The following is a 19,259-nucleotide window of genomic DNA, read 5'->3' on the forward strand; positions in this document are numbered from 1 at the left end:
GGTAGATTGTAATTTCATTGATGGATGTAAAGATGATGAGGGGAAAACATTTTAAGATTTGACTAGTTCGGATGCATTCATAAGACGATCTTGCAAAATACATGTTGTTAGTACGAGTAACAATACCGTGTTCGTCATAATACGTTCGTTCTTTGGCATGTTTGGAAGATGATCCAACAACCCAATGATTTGCTTTTGTTCAAAAAAAGGAACTTGTTTCATGACATCGCTTCTTAACATATCCTGCATTAATTGATGGAGTTTATTATTACTTTGTAGTGTGGATGGTGGAGCTAAGAAAGGTTGTTTTGGTTTTTGATACACATTAGGGCTTAAATACGGTTTTGCTGCTTCTCGCAGCACGTACTTTTCTTTGTATTGATGAATGAGCATCGAAGTAGGAAAACTTCTAACGAGTTCAAATAACTTGTGATCTAATAGTGGCATCCGTATCTCAACACCATGAGACATATCTAAACGCTCTGCAAACAAAATTTGATTCGGTAAAATCGATTTATTCCAAATATACATCCCTTGATTCAAATAATTTCTACCTTGCAATTCTCCAACATTTACGCCGTCGAGAAAATGTCGATGAATATCATAATGTTGAAATTCAGATAAGAAATGGTGGGATAGCATCTTTTGTAAAGGTTTGCGACTAACATCCACCGCCTGAATCCAAGATGGTGAAAAACCTAGTTCTTTTTGAAATGTTGGTAGTTGATGATCAAGATAATGATGCGTGGGAAGATGATTGTAGGAAGGATTCTCTGCAAGAAATTGCTCTAATTTTTTAAGTTTTGTATCTCGATCTAATCCTTCAACACTTTGTAAAAACATATCAATTCGAGAAAAAATATAGCCTGCGAATATTTCATCCGCTCCATCTCCGGTTAAAACAACTCGATATCCTTTTTCGCTTAAAATTTTACTTTTTAAATAACGAGCCACACCATTCATATTAATTCCTATCGTTTCTGCATGCCATACCGCTTTTTCTACATGATCTGCAAAATCTCCAAAATCTAATTGCAGTGGGTTATAATTTGCACCAACAAAGCCTGCCGTCTCTTCCGCAACCTTGCCTTCATCGTAAGCTTCATTATCGAATGTGACGGTAAATGCCTCGAGTGGATCATCACTATATTGCTGTGAAATGCCAAGTACTGTAGAGGAATCGACACCTCCACTCAAATGAAAACCAACGGGTACATCGGAACGCAATCGGATACGTATACTTTCATGTAATGCCTCTTGTACTTCCTCTATATATTCTTGTGGTTTTTTATCAGGCATACGATTTTCTTCTATAGGATAATCATGTTGCCAGTATTCTTTCACTTTTATGTCATCTTCGGTAGCTAAAATAAAATGTCCTGGAGGTACTTGATGTACTCCTTTAAACAAAGAACGATTCATTTGTTTATAAAAAAATAAATGCTGGTAGTATGCTTCATTGTCCCACTCTGCCTTTACTCCTGCAGCAAACAGTGCTTTCACTTCTGAAGCAAGGTAGAGTACGCCGTCTTGAATAGCATAGTACAGCGGCTTTATACCAAATCGATCACGCGCTGCAAATAACCGACGTTTTTGTTGATCCCAAATAATAAAAGCAAATTCACCACGTAATTCCTCTAAACAAGCGACCCCTTTTTCCTTGTACAGATGTAATGCAATTTCACTATCTGAATTGGTCCTAAATACATGCCCACGTGATTTCAAGTCTTTCTGAATCCGCTCATAGTCGTAAAATTCACCGTTTGCAGTAATGACTATCTGTTCATCATAGTCCGATATAGGCTGTTCTCCTGTAACTAAATCAATGATGCTTAGCCTTGCATGTCCCAAGCCAATGGTGTTATCATCTGACATCCACGTCTTCTGGTAATCTGGTCCACGATGAGAAAGACTCACTGCCGCTTTTCTAACTACATCTTCTAGTACAGATTTTTGATTGGAAAGTATCCCAACAATGCCGCACATTTTTCATCAACCTCTCTTTTTTTAAAGTTGATCATAATCGCTTTCTATTAAACTATCAAAGTGGTGGATGTTCCATATACCACTAGTACGTGGTATATTTTTAAATTACTACATGATGACATGAAACTAAATAAAGTATGTCTTATTATAGCATTATTTGGATTTTAAATCATTAATATTCTAAATTTATAAAAAAATTAATAAAATAATAGAAAATTAAATCATTTTAATATATAGGTAAATATTTGTTTTATGTTTATATCCAATAAAATGACTAATTATTACATAATAGTGTAAATATAACCTTTATTAGGTTGGGTGTAAAAAAATAGAATGATCACTACTGATGGAATTTTGTCACATCAAGTAGCAATCATTCTATGCTTCATATAGATAGACTTCGAACGTACTCCTTACATATTTCGTCGATACTGTCCGCCTACTTCGTACAACGCTTTCGTAATTTGCCCTAAACTAGCATGCTTCACTGTTTCCATTAAAGCAGCAAATATATTTCCGCCACCTATCGCGGTTTGCTTCAATTGTTCTAGTGCGTCTTTCCCATCTTGAGCATGCTCAGTTTGGAATGCTTGCAGCTGCGATATTTGCGTTTCTTTTTCTTCTTTCGTCGCACGTGCCAATTCCATATTGTTAACGTCTTCACTGCTTGGTGGATTCGGATTCATAAACGTGTTAACTCCAATGATCGGCAGCTCCCCATTATGCTTTTTCATTTCATAATACATGGACTCATCTTGTATTTTGCCACGCTGATATTGCATTTCCATTGAACCTAACACGCCACCACGTTCATCCATGCGTTCAAACTCTTGCAGCACCGCTTCTTCTACTAAATCGGTCAATTCTTCTATGATAAATGAACCTTGAAGCGGATTTTCGTTCTTCGTCAACCCATGTTCTTTCGTAATGATCATCTGTATTGCCATCGCTCGACGAACAGATTCTTCTGTCGGTGTCGTTATCGCTTCGTCGTATGCATTCGTATGCAGTGAATTACAATTGTCATGCAAGGCCATTAGAGCTTGCAACGTCGTTCGTATATCATTAAAGTCTATTTCTTGGGCATGTAACGATCTGCCTGACGTTTGCACGTGATATTTTAATTTTTGACTGCGCTCATTACCACCATATTTATCTCGCATCACTGTTGCCCATATTCGGCGTGCAACTCTCCCAATAACCGTATACTCTGGGTCAAGCCCATTACTGAAAAAGAAAGATAAATTAGGTGCAAATTTGTCGATATCCATACCTCGACTGAGATAATATTCAACATACGTAAAACCATTGGCTAAGGTGAACGCAAGTTGTGAGATAGGATTTGCTCCTGCTTCCGCAATATGATAACCAGATATAGAGACAGAATAGTAATTTCGCACTTCATGGTCAATAAAATATTGCTGTATATCTCCCATCATCCGTAGCGCAAATTCCGTAGAAAAAATACACGTATTTTGTCCCTGATCCTCTTTTAAAATATCTGCTTGCACAGTACCCCTGACCGTTTTTAATGTAAAAGCTCGCACTACTGTCATTTCCTCTTCGGTTAAAGGCCTACCTACTTCTTCTTGTTTCTTTTCTAGTTGCTGATCTATTGCTGCATTTAAAAACATCGCTAAAATCATCGGTGCTGGTCCATTAATCGTCATGGAGATCGAAGTAGAAGGATGACAAAGGTCAAACCCAGCATAAAGCTTTTTCATATCTTCTAAAGTACAGATCGAAACCCCACTTTCTCCTACTTTACCATATATATCTGGACGGTAATCTGGATCTTCTCCATACAACGTAACGGAATCAAATGCCGTGCTTAGACGCTTCGCATCATCGTCTTTGGATAAGTAATGAAATCTACGATTTGTACGGTCTGGTGTACCTTCTCCTGCAAATTGACGTTTAGGATCTTCCCCTTCTCTTTTAAAAGGAAACACGCCCGCGGTAAAAGGAAATACACCGGGTACATTTTCTTTATATACCCATCGTAAAATTTCACCGTAATCTTTAAATGGTGGAAGCATCACTTTAGGAATTTTGATGCCAGATAAAGAAGTCGTCGTCAGCGCAGTGCGAATTTCTTTATCTCTTATCACGGTTACAAATTCATCTGCTGCATATTGTTTCTTCGTCTCTTCCCAATCATCTAGTATTGCCTTCGATTGTGGAGAAAGAGATTGGGTGTTTTTTTCTATTAAATGTGTAAGAGCACTTTCTTCCTTATGTGCTGATCCTTCTCCTTGCAACATCGCTCTTGCCCCATCCAGTTGAAATAATTTGCGAGCGACTTCTTCTTGTTGCAAAGCATCTTGATGATATGTTCTTACCGTTTCACTTATTTCTCTTAAATAGTACCTTCTATTGGATAGAATGATCGTATTTTGCTTTTTTACATTCTTTACTGTTTGCAGTGTGGAATGCCATGTTTTCTTTTGCTTGTCATTGATTAATTCCAATAATTTTACGAATAACGTATTTGTACCTGGATCATTAAATTGACTAGCAATCGTTCCAAACACCGGCATATCATCTAGTTCTTCCTCAAATAACGTATGGCTGCGCTGGTATTGTTTTTGCACTTGTCGCAACGCATCTTCCGAGCCTTTTCGCTCAAATTTATTTATCGCAATGAGATCTGCATAGTCAATCATATCAATTTTTTCTAACTGCGTAGGGGCACCATATTCACTCGTCATGACATACATGGAGAAATCACATATATTCGTAATACCTGCATCGCCTTGCCCTATTCCACTTGTTTCTACGATGATCAAATCGTAGCCAGCAGCTTTTACAATCGGTATAGCATCTTGAACGGCAAGTGATAATTCTGATCCAGATTGCCTCGTTGCTAGACTTCTCATAAATACATGCGGATGGAAGATGGCATTCATACGAATTCTATCCCCCAGCAGTGCCCCACCTGTTTTTTGTTTCGTAGGATCTACGGATAACACTGCTATTTTAAGTGCTGGAAGCTCATTCAAAAAGCGGCGAATCAACTCGTCAGTCAACGAACTTTTCCCTGATCCCCCTGTTCCTGTAATCCCTATCACAGGGATCTTCTCTATTGGAAGCTGCTCCAACAGGTGGTTTACTTTCATTAGAAAGTTAGGATTTTCTAGATTCCTGTCTTTGTTCTGAACTGTCCGTTCGACTTGGGTGATAAGCTTGGATAATGCCCCCATACTACCTTGCTGCAATTGTTCTAATTCTTCCTCCACACTGCTGCTAGTTTCAAAATCGCACTGCTCCAGCATGTTATTAATCATGCCTTGCAAACCGAGTTCACGTCCATCATCTGGAGAAAAAATACGAGCTACACCATAATCATGCAATGCTTCGATTTCTTTCGGGATGATAACGCCACCACCGCCTCCAAAAACACGAATATGTGCGGCATCTTTTTCCTTCAACAAATCTATCATATATTTAAAAAACTCTACGTGTCCGCCTTGATAGGAAGAAATGGCTATACCTTGTGCGTCTTCTTGGATCGCGGCATTGACGATTTCTTCTACCGATCGGTTGTGTCCTAAATGAATCACTTCCGCTCCACTGGCTTGCAATATACGACGCATAATATTAATCGATGCATCATGCCCATCAAATAAGCTGGAAGCGGTAATAAAACGTATAGCATGTTTAGCTTTATAGATGTCATTCATTGTGATGTGTCGTCACTAGGTTATACCTATCGCATCTAGGTAGCTACGCCCAGCGACTACTCCTTCCTTTGTATATATAACGCAGCAGATAATTTGATTGAACTTGTTCAAGCAAATTATTACCACTATGCATAAGATGAAGAAATTACAATACATCCACCTTTACGCCTGGCTTCTGAGGCGTAAACTTGGTTCTTATTATTTCTTCATCTTTTATATCATTTGATTGAACTTGTTCAAGCAAATTATTACCACTATGCATAAGATGAAGAAATTACAATACATCCACCTTTACGCCTGGCTTCTGAGGCGTAAACTTGGTTCTTATTATTTCTTCATCTTTTATATCATTTGATTGAACTTGTTCAAGCAAATTATTCCCACTATGCATAAGATGAAGAAATTACATTACATCCACCTTTACGCCTGGCTTCTGAGGCTCAAACTTGGTTCTTATTATTTCTTCATCTTTTATATCATTTGATTGAACTTGTTCAAGCAAATTATTCCCACTATGCATAAGATGAAGAAATTACATTACATCCACCTTTACGCCTGGCTTCTGAGGCTCAAACTTGGTTCTTATTATTTCTTCATCTTTTATATCATTTGATTGAACTTGTTCAAGCAAATTATTACCACTATGCATAAGATGAAGAAATTACATTACATCCACCTTTACGCCTGGCTTCTGAGGCTCAAACTTGGTTCTTATTTATTTTGTTAACATACGTGAAATGACTAGCCTTTGAATTTCTTGTGTACCCTCGTATATTTGCGTAATTTTTGCATCGCGCATAAAACGTTCTACTGGGTAGTCTTTCGTATATCCGTACCCTCCAAACACTTGCACCGCTTCCGTCGTCACTTTCATCGCTGTATCCCCAGCGTATAATTTTGACATAGCGGATTCTTTTCCATATGGAAGCCCTTTTGATTCTAACCAAGCTGCTTGATACGTTAAAAGTCTAGCGGCTTCTATTTGTGTTGCCATATCAGCAAGTTTGAAAGAAATCCCTTGATTCGCAACGATAGGCTTTCCGAATTGCTCTCTTTCTTTGCTGTAGTCAATAGCAGCATCTAATGCACCTTGGGCGATACCCACCGCTTGTGCAGCGATACCATTTCTACCACCGTCCAGCGTCATCATCGCGATCTTAAACCCTTCCCCTTCACTACCTAGTAAATTTTCTTTGGGTACTTTGCAGTCTTCAAAAATAATCTCCGTCGTCGGTGAAGAGCGAATGCCTAATTTCTTTTCTTTTTTACCAACAGAGAATCCTTCATAACCCGCTTCTACAATAAAAGCACTAATGCCTCTATTGCCTTTTTCTCTGTCCGTCATGGCAAATACGATGTAGGTGTCTGCTATTCCACCATTCGTAATGAAAATTTTCGATCCGTTTAAAACGTAATGATCTCCATCTAAAGAAGCCGTTGTTCTCATTGCGCTTGCATCGGAACCAGAACCAGGTTCTGTTAAACCATATGCACCAATATGCGTACCTTGTGCCATCGGCTTTAAATATTGCTGTTTTTGTTCTTCTGTTCCAAATTTATAAAGCGGCCACCCTGCTAATGAAGTGTGGGCGGAAATCGTAACACCCATCGATCCACATACTCTAGACAGTTCTTCAACGACGATGACATACGCTAAATAGTCACTTCCGATACCACCGTATTGTTCTGGCCAGGGAATTCCCGCTAGGCCTAGCTCTGCCATTTGCTTAAAAAGAGACATGTCGAATCTTTCTTCTTCATCTCTTTCCCCTGCGCTCGGTGCTATCTCGTTCAAAGCAAATTCTCTCACCATTTTTCGTATCATCTCGTGTTCCTCGGATAAGCTAAAGTTCATTGTCCTCTCCCCCTTGATGTATTTCTATTTCATTTTGTAGTAACGATTGCCGTTGTGTTATATCGTGTTCTATTGTTTTTTGTCGTGTTTTAACATGTTTTATCGCTATTTTATAAGATGTTTACTAATCACGATGCGCTGAATTTCACTTGTTCCTTCGTAAATTTCCGTCACTTTTGCATCACGAAATAGTCGCTCAACCGGATATTCTTTACTATAGCCGTAGCCTCCGTATATTTGTATCGCTTCTGTCGTGATGTTCATCGCTGCAGTGGAAGCAAATAGTTTGGCCATGGATGCTTCTTGCGAGCACGGTTTTCCTTCTGATTTCAAATAAGCAGCTCGATAAATCAACAGCTTAGCAGCTTCGACTTGCGTCGCCATATCCGCTAATTTAAATCCAATGCCCTGCTGCTTGGAAATAGGCTTGCCAAACTGTTCTCTCTCTTTTGCATACGCAAGAGCATATTCCAATGCCGCTTCAGCAATGCCTAGCGACTGAGCTGCAATACCAATCCTACCGATGTCTAAATTAGCAAGGGCAATTTTAAACCCTTCTCCTTCTGATCCGATAAGATTTTCTTTGGGTACTTTTGCATCTTCAAATGAAAGTGGAACAGCTGTAGATCCATGCAAACCCATTTTCTTTTCATTTTTACCAATAAATAATCCTTCGGTATCTTTCTCTACAATAAATGCGGAAATACCTCTATTATCTGCTTCGTTTGGATTCGTTCTAGCAAATGTGATGTAGGTATCTGCTTTCCCACCGTTAGTAATAAATATTTTAGATCCGTTTAATTTGTAATAATCGCCATCTAAATTTGCTCGTGTGTTTAAACTCGCTGCATCGGAACCCGAACCAGGCTCTGTTAAAGCAAATGCTCCCAGATATTGTCCGGATGCAAGTTTCGGTATGTAAGATTGTTTTTGCTGTTCATTACCAAAGTATAAGATGGGGTTTGTTCCAACAGAGATATGTACAGATAGAGCTCCTCCCACTACGGCACTTATTTTCGAAATTTCATGAATAGCCAGAATATAAGAAGTAAAATCCATGCCTGCTCCACCATATTGTTCTGGAATCGTCATCCCCATTAATCCTAGTTCACCCATTTTGGCAAGTATCTGTTGTGGAAAATGACCTTCCTCCATCTTTTCGACAAATGGTGCTATTTCTTGATTGGCAAAATCCTTTACCATGTTTTGCACCATTTTTTGCTGCTCAGTAAAATGTAATTCCATTATTCACCACTCCTTTTCAAACGATGATCTATACAATAGTTTATGGATGTGAATGTAGTCATTCTTTATGCTTCATCTTTACTATATATGTTGGATGAACTTGTTCAACCAACTTATTACCACGATACATAAGATAGAAAAATTTCTATATCAAGACCTTTACGTCTGGCTACTGAGGCGTAAACTTGGTTCTCATTATTTCTTCATCTTATATATGTTAACTATAGGAATAGAAGCCTTTGCCCGTTTTTTTTCCGAGCCATCCTGCACTGACATATTTTTTCAACAAAGGACATGGACGGTACTTATCGTCACCGAGCCCTTCATGTAATGTTTCCATAATATAAAGACAAGTGTCTAAACCGATAAAATCGGCTAAAGTTATAGGTCCCATCGGATGATTCATTCCGAGTTTCATCACTTCATCGATAGCTTCGGGTGTTGCAACACCTTCATAAATGGTATAAATCGCTTCATTAATCATAGGCATGAGTACTCTATTCGATACAAACCCAGGAAAATCGTTGACTTCCACAGGTGTTTTATTTAATTTTTTGGTCACGGACTCTACCGTCGTATACGTTTCGTCACTAGTAGCCAATCCTCTTATAATTTCTACTAGTTTCATGACGGGAACAGGATTCATAAAATGCATACCTATTACTTTTTCTGGACGGTTGGTTACTGCTGCTAGTTCCGTAATCGGTAAAGAGGATGTATTACTTGCTAGTATGGCGTGAGCGGGTGCTAACTCGTCTAGTTGTTTAAATATAGATTGTTTGATTTCCATATTTTCTATTGCTGCTTCTATGATCATATCGGATTGTTTTACAGCATCCATGGACGTTGTAGGTTTTAATAAAGATAGAGCGCTTGCTTTGTCTTGTTCGCTCATTCTACCTTTTTCGACTTGTCTTGTTAGGTTTTTTTGGATATATTGTTGGCCTTTGACAATTGCTTCTTCTTTTATATCGTACATATGGGTTTCAAATCCTGCCATGGCAAACACTTGTGCAATGCCAGAACCCATTTGTCCTGCTCCGATAATGGTTACGTTGTTCATATTTGCACTCTCCTTGGGGTGGCGTGGTAACAGCTGCTCGGCTTCCGTGACGTGAGGCGATGAGGTTGCTCTGGAAGCTGCGCTTCTCTGCTCGGGAGCGGACGAAACGTAGCTTATGCTGTCGGGGATTATCCTGACTTCCGCTTTGTTCCCGATCCGCTTCACTCCGCTTGGTACTCACGTCAAATTCGCTCTCATCTGTTATCACGCCTGCTTTGGTTTGGTTGTGGTGGTAACAGCTGCTCGTCTTCCGTGACGTGAGGCGATGAGGTTGCTCTGGACGCTACGTTTCTCTGCTCGGGAGCGGACGAAACGTAGCTTATGCTGTCGGGGATTATCCTGACTTCCGCTTTGTTCCCGATCCGCTTCACTTCGCTTGGTCACTCACGTCAAATTCGCTCTCATCTGTTATCACGCCTGCTTTATATTTTTAGGTTATAGCTTTGTTGCCTCGTTTATTTAGGGTTATACTTGGATCATGATGGCGTCGCCTTGGCCGCCTCCGCTACATATTGCAGCAACTCCGATTCCGCCTCCCCGTCTTTGCAATTCATAGATTAATGTGGCAATGATGCGTGATCCGCTTGCTCCAATTGGGTGTCCAAGTGCTACTGCTCCACCATTGACGTTTACTTTCTCAGGGTCTAATCCAGCAATCTGATTGCTTGCTAGGGCTACTGCTGCAAATGCCTCGTTTATCTCGAATAGATCAATATCGTTTACTGTTTTTTCTGTTTTTTTAAGCAATTCGTTTATAACAAGTCCCGGGGTCTTAGGGAAGTCTTTTGCTTCGACTGCGATGGAAGTATGTCCAATGATGGTTGCTAATGGTTTTCGTCCATCTTTTTCTGCTTTGTCTGCTGACATTAATACGAATGCTCCTGCCCCATCGTTTACTCCTGGAGCATTTCCAGCTGTAATCGTTCCATCTGCTCCAAATACAGGTTTTAGTTTTGCTAATTTTTCGTATGATGTGTCTTTGCGAGGAGCTTCGTCGTTGTTTATGATGATAGGCTCAGCTTTACGTTGTGGAACTTCTATGGATACAATTTCATCATTAAATCGTCCTTCTTCTATAGCTTTTAATGCTCTCTGATGACTGCGCAATGCCCATTCATCTTGTTGTTCTCGCGATATATTACATTCAGTTGCTGTATGATTACCGTATGTACCCATCGGCACGTTCGTAAAGCTACATGTCAGGCCGTCATGCATCATTAAATCTTTTACCGTATTTTCACCCATTCGCATTCCCCATCGTGCATTAGGCATGAAATATGGTGCATTGCTCATGGATTCCATACCCCCAGCAACAATGACTTCTTCTTCTCCTAATTTAATGAGCTGGTCTGCCATCGTCACACTTCTTAATCCAGAGGCACATACTTTGTTAATGGTCTCCGTTGTTGTACTCCACGGTAAGCCTGCTAATCTAGAGGCTTGCCTAGATGGGATTTGCCCTTGTCCACCTTGCAATACCATACCAAGAATAACATGTTGCACTTCTTCTGAAGCTATCCCCGCTCTAGTTACTGCTTCTTTTATTGCTAGGCCGCCAAGCTCCATGGCACTAAAAGATTTTAATGCTCCGCCGAACTTACCAAACGGTGTCCTCACTGCACTAAGTATGACTGTTTTATGCATCCTGCTCTCCCCTTCTCTTTTAAAATAATCCATTTAATTTACAAAGTAAGCGATTTCAATTTTATTGTGCGCAATTGTTCTCTCCTTCCATTATATAATGAATATGGCGTCTGGCAATATATTTTGTTTTAATATTTCATACTAGATTTAGCCACAATGAAACTAATATGAAGTGAATGTATATGTATTCTCCATTCACCATCTATACAAACTACATTTTTATTCTGAAAATAATATACAAAAACCAATGTAATGTTATATTCTTCTTTTTTCAAAATTCGACATTAATGAGGTGTTTATTCATATTATGTTTTTCTGAAAAAATAGTTTGATTTGCCTGCTGCATTGGTAAATATACATGATGAATTCTGATTACATTCATATTTTTAAAGCTTTATTATCGTTTCCCCTATTTTTTATATCGAGCGAAATTTGAAATATTTTGTCTTGACACATCAAACTAACCTATGTTTATATATACAATAATTACAATAAATACATTAAATTTTTTGAAACTATTTTTTAAATACTTTAATTTTAAAAAATAGAATATAATTCTATTTTTGATTTCTGGAAGAGAAGTAACTATAACTTTTACATAAAACTCATCGTTGTAGGAGAGGAGGTGAAATTTAAGAGTTAGAATTTTCACTCTATTATGAAAAAGGAGGGACATTGATGTTAAAAAAGAAATATATGTTTTCTTGTTTGATGATTTTTATTTTTTTCTTTCATGCTATTCCATCCATAAATGCAATGGGACTAGAGAGCTCAACCTCTAATATTATTATGATGGATAATGACAGTAAGGAAATACAGCAAAGTAATACAGATCATTTTTTTGCAAGCGCTACAACTTCGCAAGCAGCACAACAATTGTCTCCATTGGTTACTAACTTTGATAAAGTTATTCTTACTAACCTTGATAACGAAACAATAAGTCAACCAAGTTTCAAAGATGCGTTACAAAAATTTGATGACTGTATTGATCCGAATAGTTTAAGTTTTGATTTTAACAAAGCATTAAACATTGTAAACAGTGATCCATCATTAGAATTGGTCACTACATTAGATAAGCAGCTGAAAAGTGGAGATCCAAATGTAGACGTTTTGACGAGTGGATTAGATTATTTGATCACCAATCAATTACAAGCAACATTAGACGACACCCAGAAAAGTATTTTGCTAAGCGAAATAAGAAACCAAATCAACTATACTTTTAACAATATGCATGTGACAAATAAAAACTATGTATTTTATTACAGTAGAGAATCAAAGAGTGACAGTAACTATTATCACCTACTGTTTGCTTTTCAAAATGAAAACACCATAGAACTCATCCCTATTAGTTTAGAAATTCAAGCTTATAGATTTGAGTCTTGGGTAGTAGGATTCATACCTACGACAGATAGTGCATTGTTTAGTGTACATGTTAGAAGTTTAAAAGTAACGTATGACTTAAGTTAATTTCTTTACCCCTTTTTACAAAAATGAAAGTGTACATCTTGTGCTTGAAAGGAGGTGAAAAAATGAAAAAGTTCGTCACCCTATTGCTGTTAGGTACTGTGTTAACCACTTCTACTTCCATAGCATCAACAAAAAATATACAAAGCATAGCGACAACTTCAACATCAGTGAATGGGAACATAGTCTCGCTTAGTGAAACAGTAAAAAGTGAAGAATTTAGGAGATTTCATGATGTGGGGGTAGATCGTGTGGAAGGTGCTAGTTTATTAATGTCCAAGCTACAAGAAGGTAGTTTAGACGAAACAAGAAGTAAGATGGATTTTTCTAGCATGATCAAATTTATTCAAACACAACATGACCTTGCTGTTACAGGCACATTGAAGCATTCATTGTCTTCTTCTGCAACAGTATCAGAAACCATTGATCAGGTTACTGATTTAGTTCTTTCTAATTTAGGACTAGAACTAACGGATAAAAACAAACTTGAATATAGGAAGGTGATAAAGAAAGCATTTATTGGACTATGGTCACAGGAAGATGAGAAATGGTTCCATTTATCTTCTGCAAATAATGAGAATTCATCTTATTCTTATTTCTTAATGTTTGTAGTTGAAAGAAACGGTTTGCTGTTCACCCTACCTTTAGAGTTAGAGGTTACAGCAAATACTTCAGAGTTCGGTATTTTACACATGAATGAAAATAATACATTTAACTTTGATATTAACCTTACCGGCTTGAAGGTATTAAAAATGGACATTTAACCTGTACATCATAGCACTTAAAAAAATTGTACTTCATTTGAGGAGGAATATAATATGAAAAAATTACTAAACATCGCTGTTATTTCTGCATTATCTCTTAATTTATCTTTAGCTTCTGCTGCAACTGCGGCAACTACTGTACCCACAGCACCAATTGCACCTACTTCTAATACGGTCATTTCAAATGAAACGATGAATATGCCAGCATTTATTTTACAAGAAGACGGTGAAGTTGTTTTTAAAGAAGTATGGGAATTACCTTTCGAACAGATTGTACCAGCTGCACTTATGTCTAAAAAGTTCGAAGCTGCTATCAATCCGCAAAGCCTAGAACTTGACTTCGCTTCTGCAATTGATATTGTAAAGCAAGATAGCAACATGGCGTTAATTGGAACAGTAAACCAAACCATTACTGAACAAGAAGCAAATGTTGAGGTCATGGTAAATAGACTAGTTGACTTGCTATCTAGCGTATTAGGTATTGCATTATCTGGGGACACACTAGAAGCATATGCAGAAGCAATGCGCGCGACGTTCTTAAATTTACCTGAAGAAAATACGAACTACTTAATTTGGAAATCTAGCAATGCTAGTAATGTAAGTTACCAGTACAATATTTTCTTTGCTGTAGAAAAAAATGGTATCTTATTCGGAATGCCAGTAGGTTTAACCATTTCTGCTGATACTTCTAAGTATGAGATTTTAGGACTTACGGCATTTGATCAACACAATTACAGTGTTAATGTAAAAGCAATTAAAGTCATGAATTTCGACTTCTAATTTCTCTTATGGAAATAAAATGTTGTCTACATCGTTATAATTGGTGATATACAAAAACAAAAAACAGGCGAATGGATCATCTATTCGTCTGTTTTATTTTTTGCGATACAAAATTTGTTTTCTATACTCTACTAATTCATTTTCTACTTTACTGCATTTTGAATTGATTTCTATGATCTATTTGTTTGCAAATTCAGCCATGACTTTCTTTTTCATAATTTTACTGTACATATTGGGGGCGAATCTACTTAACCATAACGACGATTTAGAAATAGGACTAATATACATTCTCTTCTTATTTTTCAAAGCCCCTTTTACAATACATGCAGCTACATAGTCCGGTGTCAACACATTGCCTACCGTTTTAATTTGGTTTAACGGTTTTTTTCCATCACCACTTAGTGCATTTTGTACAATAGCTGTTTTAATGAACGAAGGGTAGACAAGCATGACGTGCACACCATACTCTTCTACTTCTGAGCGAAGCGTTTCAAAGAAACCGTGCAGCGCATGTTTACTAGCAGAATATGCTGTTCTCCCATACAATGGAGCAAATCCAGCAACACTAGAAAGTGCGATAAACGTACCTTTACTTTTTATCACAGAAGGTAGCGTATAATGGGTTAAGTTAATAGCCCCGATGACATTTACGTCTAGCACGTTATGTAGCACATCCAGTTTAGTATCGATGAACGGACTTCGATGAGATATTCCGGCATTATGAATGACAATATCTATGGAATCATATTTCTTTTCTATCTCTGCCATCGTTTCTTGACACTTGCTTTTATCTGTAATGTCCATTAAAAAAACGCCACAGTCTATGTTATTGTCTTTCAATTGAGACTGTAAACTTTCTAGCTTTTCTAAACTAATATCTACAGCAATGATGGACGCTCCTTTTGATCCAAAAGCGAAGCAAAGTTCGGTTCCAAGCCCTCCTGCTGCCCCAGTAATAAGAACATTTTTATGTTGTAATTTAGTATGATCCAATGGTACCCCTCCACTCTTTACATTCAAGTTTTTATGCTAACAAGAAAAGAAGTCACACACACACATGACGCTATTCCCTCTGTTTATATAACGCTGGATCTATATTACTCTTCCTATTGTATTCTATTTCGTATTATGCTTCTGCTCTAGAAAGTACTGGAATACTTGCATAGATGTTAGCTTTGGAGTATAGCCAAACTCATGCTTTAATTTGTAGTTATCCAGCACAGGGCGATATCGGAGAAAATTCACCTGTTCTTCTCCGTATTGTGTTAATGATAATCGCTTTAAAATAAAGAGGATGGATTTCAATAACCATGACGGTATCCAAAGTATTTTTTTATTCAGTATGTGAGCTACATCGGTTATCGTTAGCGCTCCATCACCTGCAACGTTGAAAATACCAGTCTGCTTGTCAACAATACCCTTTATGAGACACGCTACAACGTCTTGATCCCAAATGAATACAAAAGGACTTTTTGAACCGTGAATGCCAACTAACATTTTCTTTTCAAACAATGAAGTAATCTGATTATTCGTTGATTTTCCGAGAATCGTCCCCACTCGAAAAATAACTTGTTCTAGTTCAGGATGCTGCTCTCGATATTGGGACAGCCGTTCTTCCACAAGACGTTTATGATGAGCATAAGCGAAAGCTTCATTCCCTCTAATCGGATGATCTTCTGTTATCCATTCGGCATTATCACGATGATAGCCGTACGCTGCACCACTAGAAGTAAGCACAATGCGCTTCACCTTATTTTCAACACAGGCTTTCAGTACGTTTTCCGTTCCCTTTACATCCACAGCGTACTCAAATTCACGGTTACTTTTCTTCCCCGGTGTCACAATAGAAGCTAAATGCACTACCGTTTCAATCTCATATTGCTTCATCACTTCACTCATTTGCTCCGACCGCACATCTAAGTGTACAAACTGAATACAATCATCTTTGATGCTGATGTCTCTAATATCAGCGGCGATAATATTCCACTGTGCTTCTTTTACATTGCTCATTTCGATTAGTTTTTTCAACAGATTACTTCCAAGATAACCTGCTGCACCCGTTACTAGTACATTCATACCGATATCCCCTCACTAGTAGATTGCTGCCGTGGTATTTTAAATGACCAAAACGTAGCAAGTGATAAACCAGATATTAAATGCCACACTCCCCACCATGCTGCTACAATGGCCATTCCACCAATGCCATCAAAGAAGTTGAAAATGAGAACGAGTCCTAAGCCAGAGTTTTGAATGCCTAATTCGATAGCGATCGTACGTCGATCTCTTTCAGGCAGTTTAAAAGCTCTTGCAGTAAAATAGCCAGATAAGATGGCTACGAGATTTTGTAAGAAAACAATGAAAATAATCATGCCAATAAATTCAACAAAAATATTGAAGTTAGCTAAAAGTGTGACCGCGAGAAACCCGATGAAAAAAAAAATAGAGAAATATTTCATTCCTTTGTTTAATTTTTTAGCAAAAACAGGATATTTATATTTAATGAGCATGCCTATGATTAACGGTAAGCCTAACATCATGAAAATAGAAAACAACATATCTAACGGACTGATTGTAAAAGATCGTAATAACGTATTGGTTTCTGGATATAAAGACCCCCAGAACATAACATTAAAAGGGGTCATAAAGATGGCTATGACAGTGGAAACCGAAGACATCACAATCGATAGTGGTGTATTGCCTTTCGCAAAATACGATAAGAAGTTCGAAAGGTTTCCACCTGGGCAAGCTGCAACTAAAAATAATCCTAATGCAATGCTAGGGGATGGCTGCACCACTAGCACCATTAAATACGTGAACGCAGGAAATAACAAAAATTGACCAATCAGACCGATAACAATGGGTTTGGGGGTGGTAAAAGTTTGTTTGAAATCAGCAAACTTAAGATCCAGGGCTACACCGAGCATAATGATGGCAATAGCAATATTCAAAAACATCATTGTACTCGGATTAAAATTGAGTTGTACTTGATCGATACTCATTATTTCCCCTTCGGTTCTAAATGCATGTCTTTAAAATATTTTAACCCCGGAGCCCACATATGTTTGACTGGATCGACATCCACATGAATAACCGCACACTTGCCACTGTCTAAAGCTCTGTGCAATGCAGGCTTCAGTTCATTTGCATCGTTCACGTACTCACCATGCCCCCCCATACTTTCTGCTAATTTATGAAATTCAATTTCACCAAGATCAGCATTGATCGTTTCCTCAGGACTTAATGATTTCTTGATGACGGTTTTAATCGGCTTCAGAGCGAATTGTTGATTCATTTTCACCATGCCCCATTGTCGATCACACATCACGATAAAAATGACTTGCAAATCACTTCGTATTGCAGTTTCAATTTCTTGTGGATGAAATCCCATCGCTCCATCACCAATAATGCAACAAACTGGGAGATCACGATTTGCTGCTGCTGCACCGAGTGCCTGACCTATCCCTGCTCCGAGCATTCCAAATTTATAAGTAGAAAGCACAGAACCAGGTTTCTCTAACTGATAATAAAAATTAGCCCAGATGACTGTATTCCCACCATCTAATACTTTGATGGAATCTTGTGGAAATACTTCTTGGCAAATAGAAGGAACGTGTACAGGGTTCATCGGAACTGTGTACTCTTCTAATTTTTTATCTAGTTTTGCCCTATTCTTCTCTTTCTCTGCTATTATTTTGTTCATTTTTGCTCTACGATTTTCAACAGAAATCTCATGTTTACGTTCTTGTAATTTTTGATAGAGCTGAGTCAAAAATGTTTTCACATCCGCTTGGATGGCAACATCAGCAGGTTTATTTGCACCGAGGGTACTTTGATCAATGTCCACTTGAATCATTTTTTGATTGCCATTCCAATATGGAGCTTTCCCCCACCAATCTGTTTCTCCTATTCTCGAACCAAGCGTGAGCACAACATCCGCTTCATTTCTAGCTTTATTGTTTGCTTGAATATGGATCATGGGCAGGGTTAAAGGATTACTCTCTGGAATAACTCCTCTTGCAGCCCAGCTCGTTGTAACTAGCGATTGTAATTGTTCTGCAACGAGAGCAAGCTCTTCATAGGCTTGGGCATGCACAATCCCGCTTCCTGCATGAATAAGCGGAAACTCTGCATTAATAAGCAAGTCGACAGCTTGATTCAACTGATTTTCTGATGCACCGGGTAGTTCTGTCACACGATATTGATGAGGCTGCCAGAAAGATATATTACATTTTTCTTTACTGTTTAAAATATTCTCAGGTATATCAATATGAACAACTCCAGGTCTACCTTCATAACATTTTCTTAGCGCCGTTCTTAACATTTCTGGAATGCGATCAAATGACGGTACGGCTTGACTCCATTTGGCAATATTGGAGATGACCCCGACTTGATCGAAGCATTGATACGTTCCCCCTCGATCTGGATACATAATCCCCGTTCTTCTGGAACTAGTAATGACCAGTACTCTATGCCCTTCCCCTTCCTCAACGACCAAGCCTGGTAAAATATTAGCTACCCCTGGACCATTGCTTGCCATACATACTCCCAATTTCCCTGTTACTCTTGCATATGCACCGGCCATGTGGGCTGCCGTCGTTTCATGTCTTGGTGTTATAAGTTCAATTCCATACTTTTGCAATATAGAATAAAATCCGAAATACGTACCATCAATAATACCGAAAACATTCTCCACTTGTTCCATACTCAACATTTTAGCGACTACTTCGCCACCAGACATTTCTATCATGTTTGACCTCCTGTTATCTATATAAGAT

Annotated in this window: 13 protein-coding genes; 3 read left to right on the forward strand and 10 right to left on the reverse strand. The window is 38.2% G+C overall.

All coding sequences use genetic code 11. From position 1 onward, the window contains the following. Positions 1-51: 51 nt before the first annotated feature. The 6 genes from asnB to D1Z92_RS10665 all read right to left on the reverse strand — a co-directional run bounded on the left by asnB (position 52) and on the right by D1Z92_RS10665 (position 11,476). Complete coding sequence (asnB, locus tag D1Z92_RS10640; protein ID WP_128895657.1) at positions 52-1,986, reverse strand: asparagine synthase (glutamine-hydrolyzing); 1,935 nt, start codon at positions 1,984-1,986, stop codon at positions 52-54. 413 nt (positions 1,987-2,399) lie between these two features. Next, on the reverse strand, positions 2,400-5,669 hold the full coding sequence (icmF, locus tag D1Z92_RS10645; RefSeq protein ID WP_128895658.1) for a fused isobutyryl-CoA mutase/GTPase IcmF: 3,270 nt from the start codon (positions 5,667-5,669) through the stop codon (positions 2,400-2,402). A 715-nt stretch (positions 5,670-6,384) separates the two neighbouring features. Then, entirely contained in the window at positions 6,385-7,524 is a 1,140-nt protein-coding gene (locus D1Z92_RS10650; RefSeq protein ID WP_128895659.1) for an acyl-CoA dehydrogenase, read from the reverse strand. Positions 7,525-7,629: 105 nt separating this feature from the next. Further along, entirely contained in the window at positions 7,630-8,769 is a 1,140-nt protein-coding gene (locus D1Z92_RS10655; protein WP_128895660.1) for an acyl-CoA dehydrogenase, read from the reverse strand. A gap of 217 nt (positions 8,770-8,986) precedes the next feature. Further along, positions 8,987-9,832, reverse strand: coding sequence for a 3-hydroxybutyryl-CoA dehydrogenase (locus tag D1Z92_RS10660; protein ID WP_128895661.1), 846 nt, complete (start codon positions 9,830-9,832; stop codon positions 8,987-8,989). Between the two features lie 465 nt (positions 9,833-10,297). Next, on the reverse strand, positions 10,298-11,476 hold the full coding sequence (locus tag D1Z92_RS10665) for an acetyl-CoA C-acetyltransferase (protein ID WP_128895662.1): 1,179 nt from the start codon (positions 11,474-11,476) through the stop codon (positions 10,298-10,300). Between the two features lie 678 nt (positions 11,477-12,154). On the opposite strand from D1Z92_RS10665, the gene D1Z92_RS10670 reads away from it, so the two are divergent. The 3 genes from D1Z92_RS10670 to D1Z92_RS10680 all read left to right on the forward strand — a co-directional run bounded on the left by D1Z92_RS10670 (position 12,155) and on the right by D1Z92_RS10680 (position 14,484). Beyond that, a complete protein-coding gene (locus D1Z92_RS10670; protein WP_128895663.1) occupies positions 12,155-12,943 on the forward strand; it encodes a hypothetical protein in 789 nt (262 codons plus the stop codon). Between the two features lie 62 nt (positions 12,944-13,005). Next, the gene (locus D1Z92_RS10675) at positions 13,006-13,704 is read left to right on the forward strand and encodes a hypothetical protein (protein ID WP_164931564.1); all 699 of its coding nucleotides are present in this window, start codon (positions 13,006-13,008) and stop codon (positions 13,702-13,704) included. A 54-nt stretch (positions 13,705-13,758) separates the two neighbouring features. Next, a complete protein-coding gene (locus tag D1Z92_RS10680) occupies positions 13,759-14,484 on the forward strand; it encodes a hypothetical protein (RefSeq protein ID WP_128895665.1) in 726 nt (241 codons plus the stop codon). Positions 14,485-14,661: 177 nt separating this feature from the next. Here the strand turns inward: D1Z92_RS10680 and D1Z92_RS10685 are convergent, their stop codons facing one another. The 4 genes from D1Z92_RS10685 to D1Z92_RS10700 form a co-directional block, all read right to left on the reverse strand. Then, positions 14,662-15,477 (reverse strand): SDR family oxidoreductase, encoded by an 816-nt coding sequence (locus D1Z92_RS10685; protein WP_164931565.1) that lies wholly within the window; start codon positions 15,475-15,477, stop codon positions 14,662-14,664. A 123-nt stretch (positions 15,478-15,600) separates the two neighbouring features. Further along, on the reverse strand, positions 15,601-16,560 hold the full coding sequence (locus D1Z92_RS10690) for an SDR family oxidoreductase (RefSeq protein WP_128895667.1): 960 nt from the start codon (positions 16,558-16,560) through the stop codon (positions 15,601-15,603). Further along, positions 16,557-17,483 carry a bile acid:sodium symporter family protein gene (locus D1Z92_RS10695; RefSeq protein WP_128895668.1) on the reverse strand — a complete coding sequence of 309 codons (927 nt, stop codon included), beginning with the start codon at positions 17,481-17,483 and terminating at the stop codon, positions 16,557-16,559. The genes D1Z92_RS10690 and D1Z92_RS10695 overlap by 4 nt, the downstream gene beginning before the upstream one ends. After that, positions 17,483-19,231, reverse strand: a complete 1,749-nt coding sequence (locus D1Z92_RS10700; protein ID WP_128895669.1) for a thiamine pyrophosphate-binding protein — start codon at positions 19,229-19,231, stop codon at positions 17,483-17,485. The genes D1Z92_RS10695 and D1Z92_RS10700 overlap by 1 nt, the downstream gene beginning before the upstream one ends. Positions 19,232-19,259: the final 28 nt, after the last annotated feature.

The sequence above is a fragment of the Longirhabdus pacifica genome (assembly GCF_004115085.1).
In the GTDB taxonomy this organism is placed as follows: Bacteria; Bacillota; Bacilli; order Paenibacillales; family DSM-105158; genus Longirhabdus; species Longirhabdus pacifica.

What these genes read in the sequence shown, in the direction of transcription:
- D1Z92_RS10655 (WP_128895660.1), bottom strand. Translation starts at nt 8,769, where the DNA reads ATGGAATTACATTTTACTGAGCAGCAAAAAATGGTGCAAAACATGGTA.
- D1Z92_RS10665 (WP_128895662.1), bottom strand. Translation starts at nt 11,476, where the DNA reads ATGCATAAAACAGTCATACTTAGTGCAGTGAGGACACCGTTTGGTAAG.
- icmF (WP_128895658.1), bottom strand. Translation starts at nt 5,669, where the DNA reads ATGAATGACATCTATAAAGCTAAACATGCTATACGTTTTATTACCGCT.
- D1Z92_RS10650 (WP_128895659.1), bottom strand. Translation starts at nt 7,524, where the DNA reads ATGAACTTTAGCTTATCCGAGGAACACGAGATGATACGAAAAATGGTG.
- D1Z92_RS10660 (WP_128895661.1), bottom strand. Translation starts at nt 9,832, where the DNA reads ATGAACAACGTAACCATTATCGGAGCAGGACAAATGGGTTCTGGCATT.
- D1Z92_RS10680 (WP_128895665.1), top strand. Translation starts at nt 13,759, where the DNA reads ATGAAAAAATTACTAAACATCGCTGTTATTTCTGCATTATCTCTTAAT.
- D1Z92_RS10695 (WP_128895668.1), bottom strand. Translation starts at nt 17,483, where the DNA reads ATGAGTATCGATCAAGTACAACTCAATTTTAATCCGAGTACAATGATG.
- D1Z92_RS10675 (WP_164931564.1), top strand. Translation starts at nt 13,006, where the DNA reads ATGAAAAAGTTCGTCACCCTATTGCTGTTAGGTACTGTGTTAACCACT.
- D1Z92_RS10700 (WP_128895669.1), bottom strand. Translation starts at nt 19,231, where the DNA reads ATGATAGAAATGTCTGGTGGCGAAGTAGTCGCTAAAATGTTGAGTATG.
- D1Z92_RS10690 (WP_128895667.1), bottom strand. Translation starts at nt 16,560, where the DNA reads ATGAATGTACTAGTAACGGGTGCAGCAGGTTATCTTGGAAGTAATCTG.
- asnB (WP_128895657.1), bottom strand. Translation starts at nt 1,986, where the DNA reads ATGTGCGGCATTGTTGGGATACTTTCCAATCAAAAATCTGTACTAGAA.
- D1Z92_RS10670 (WP_128895663.1), top strand. Translation starts at nt 12,155, where the DNA reads ATGTTAAAAAAGAAATATATGTTTTCTTGTTTGATGATTTTTATTTTT.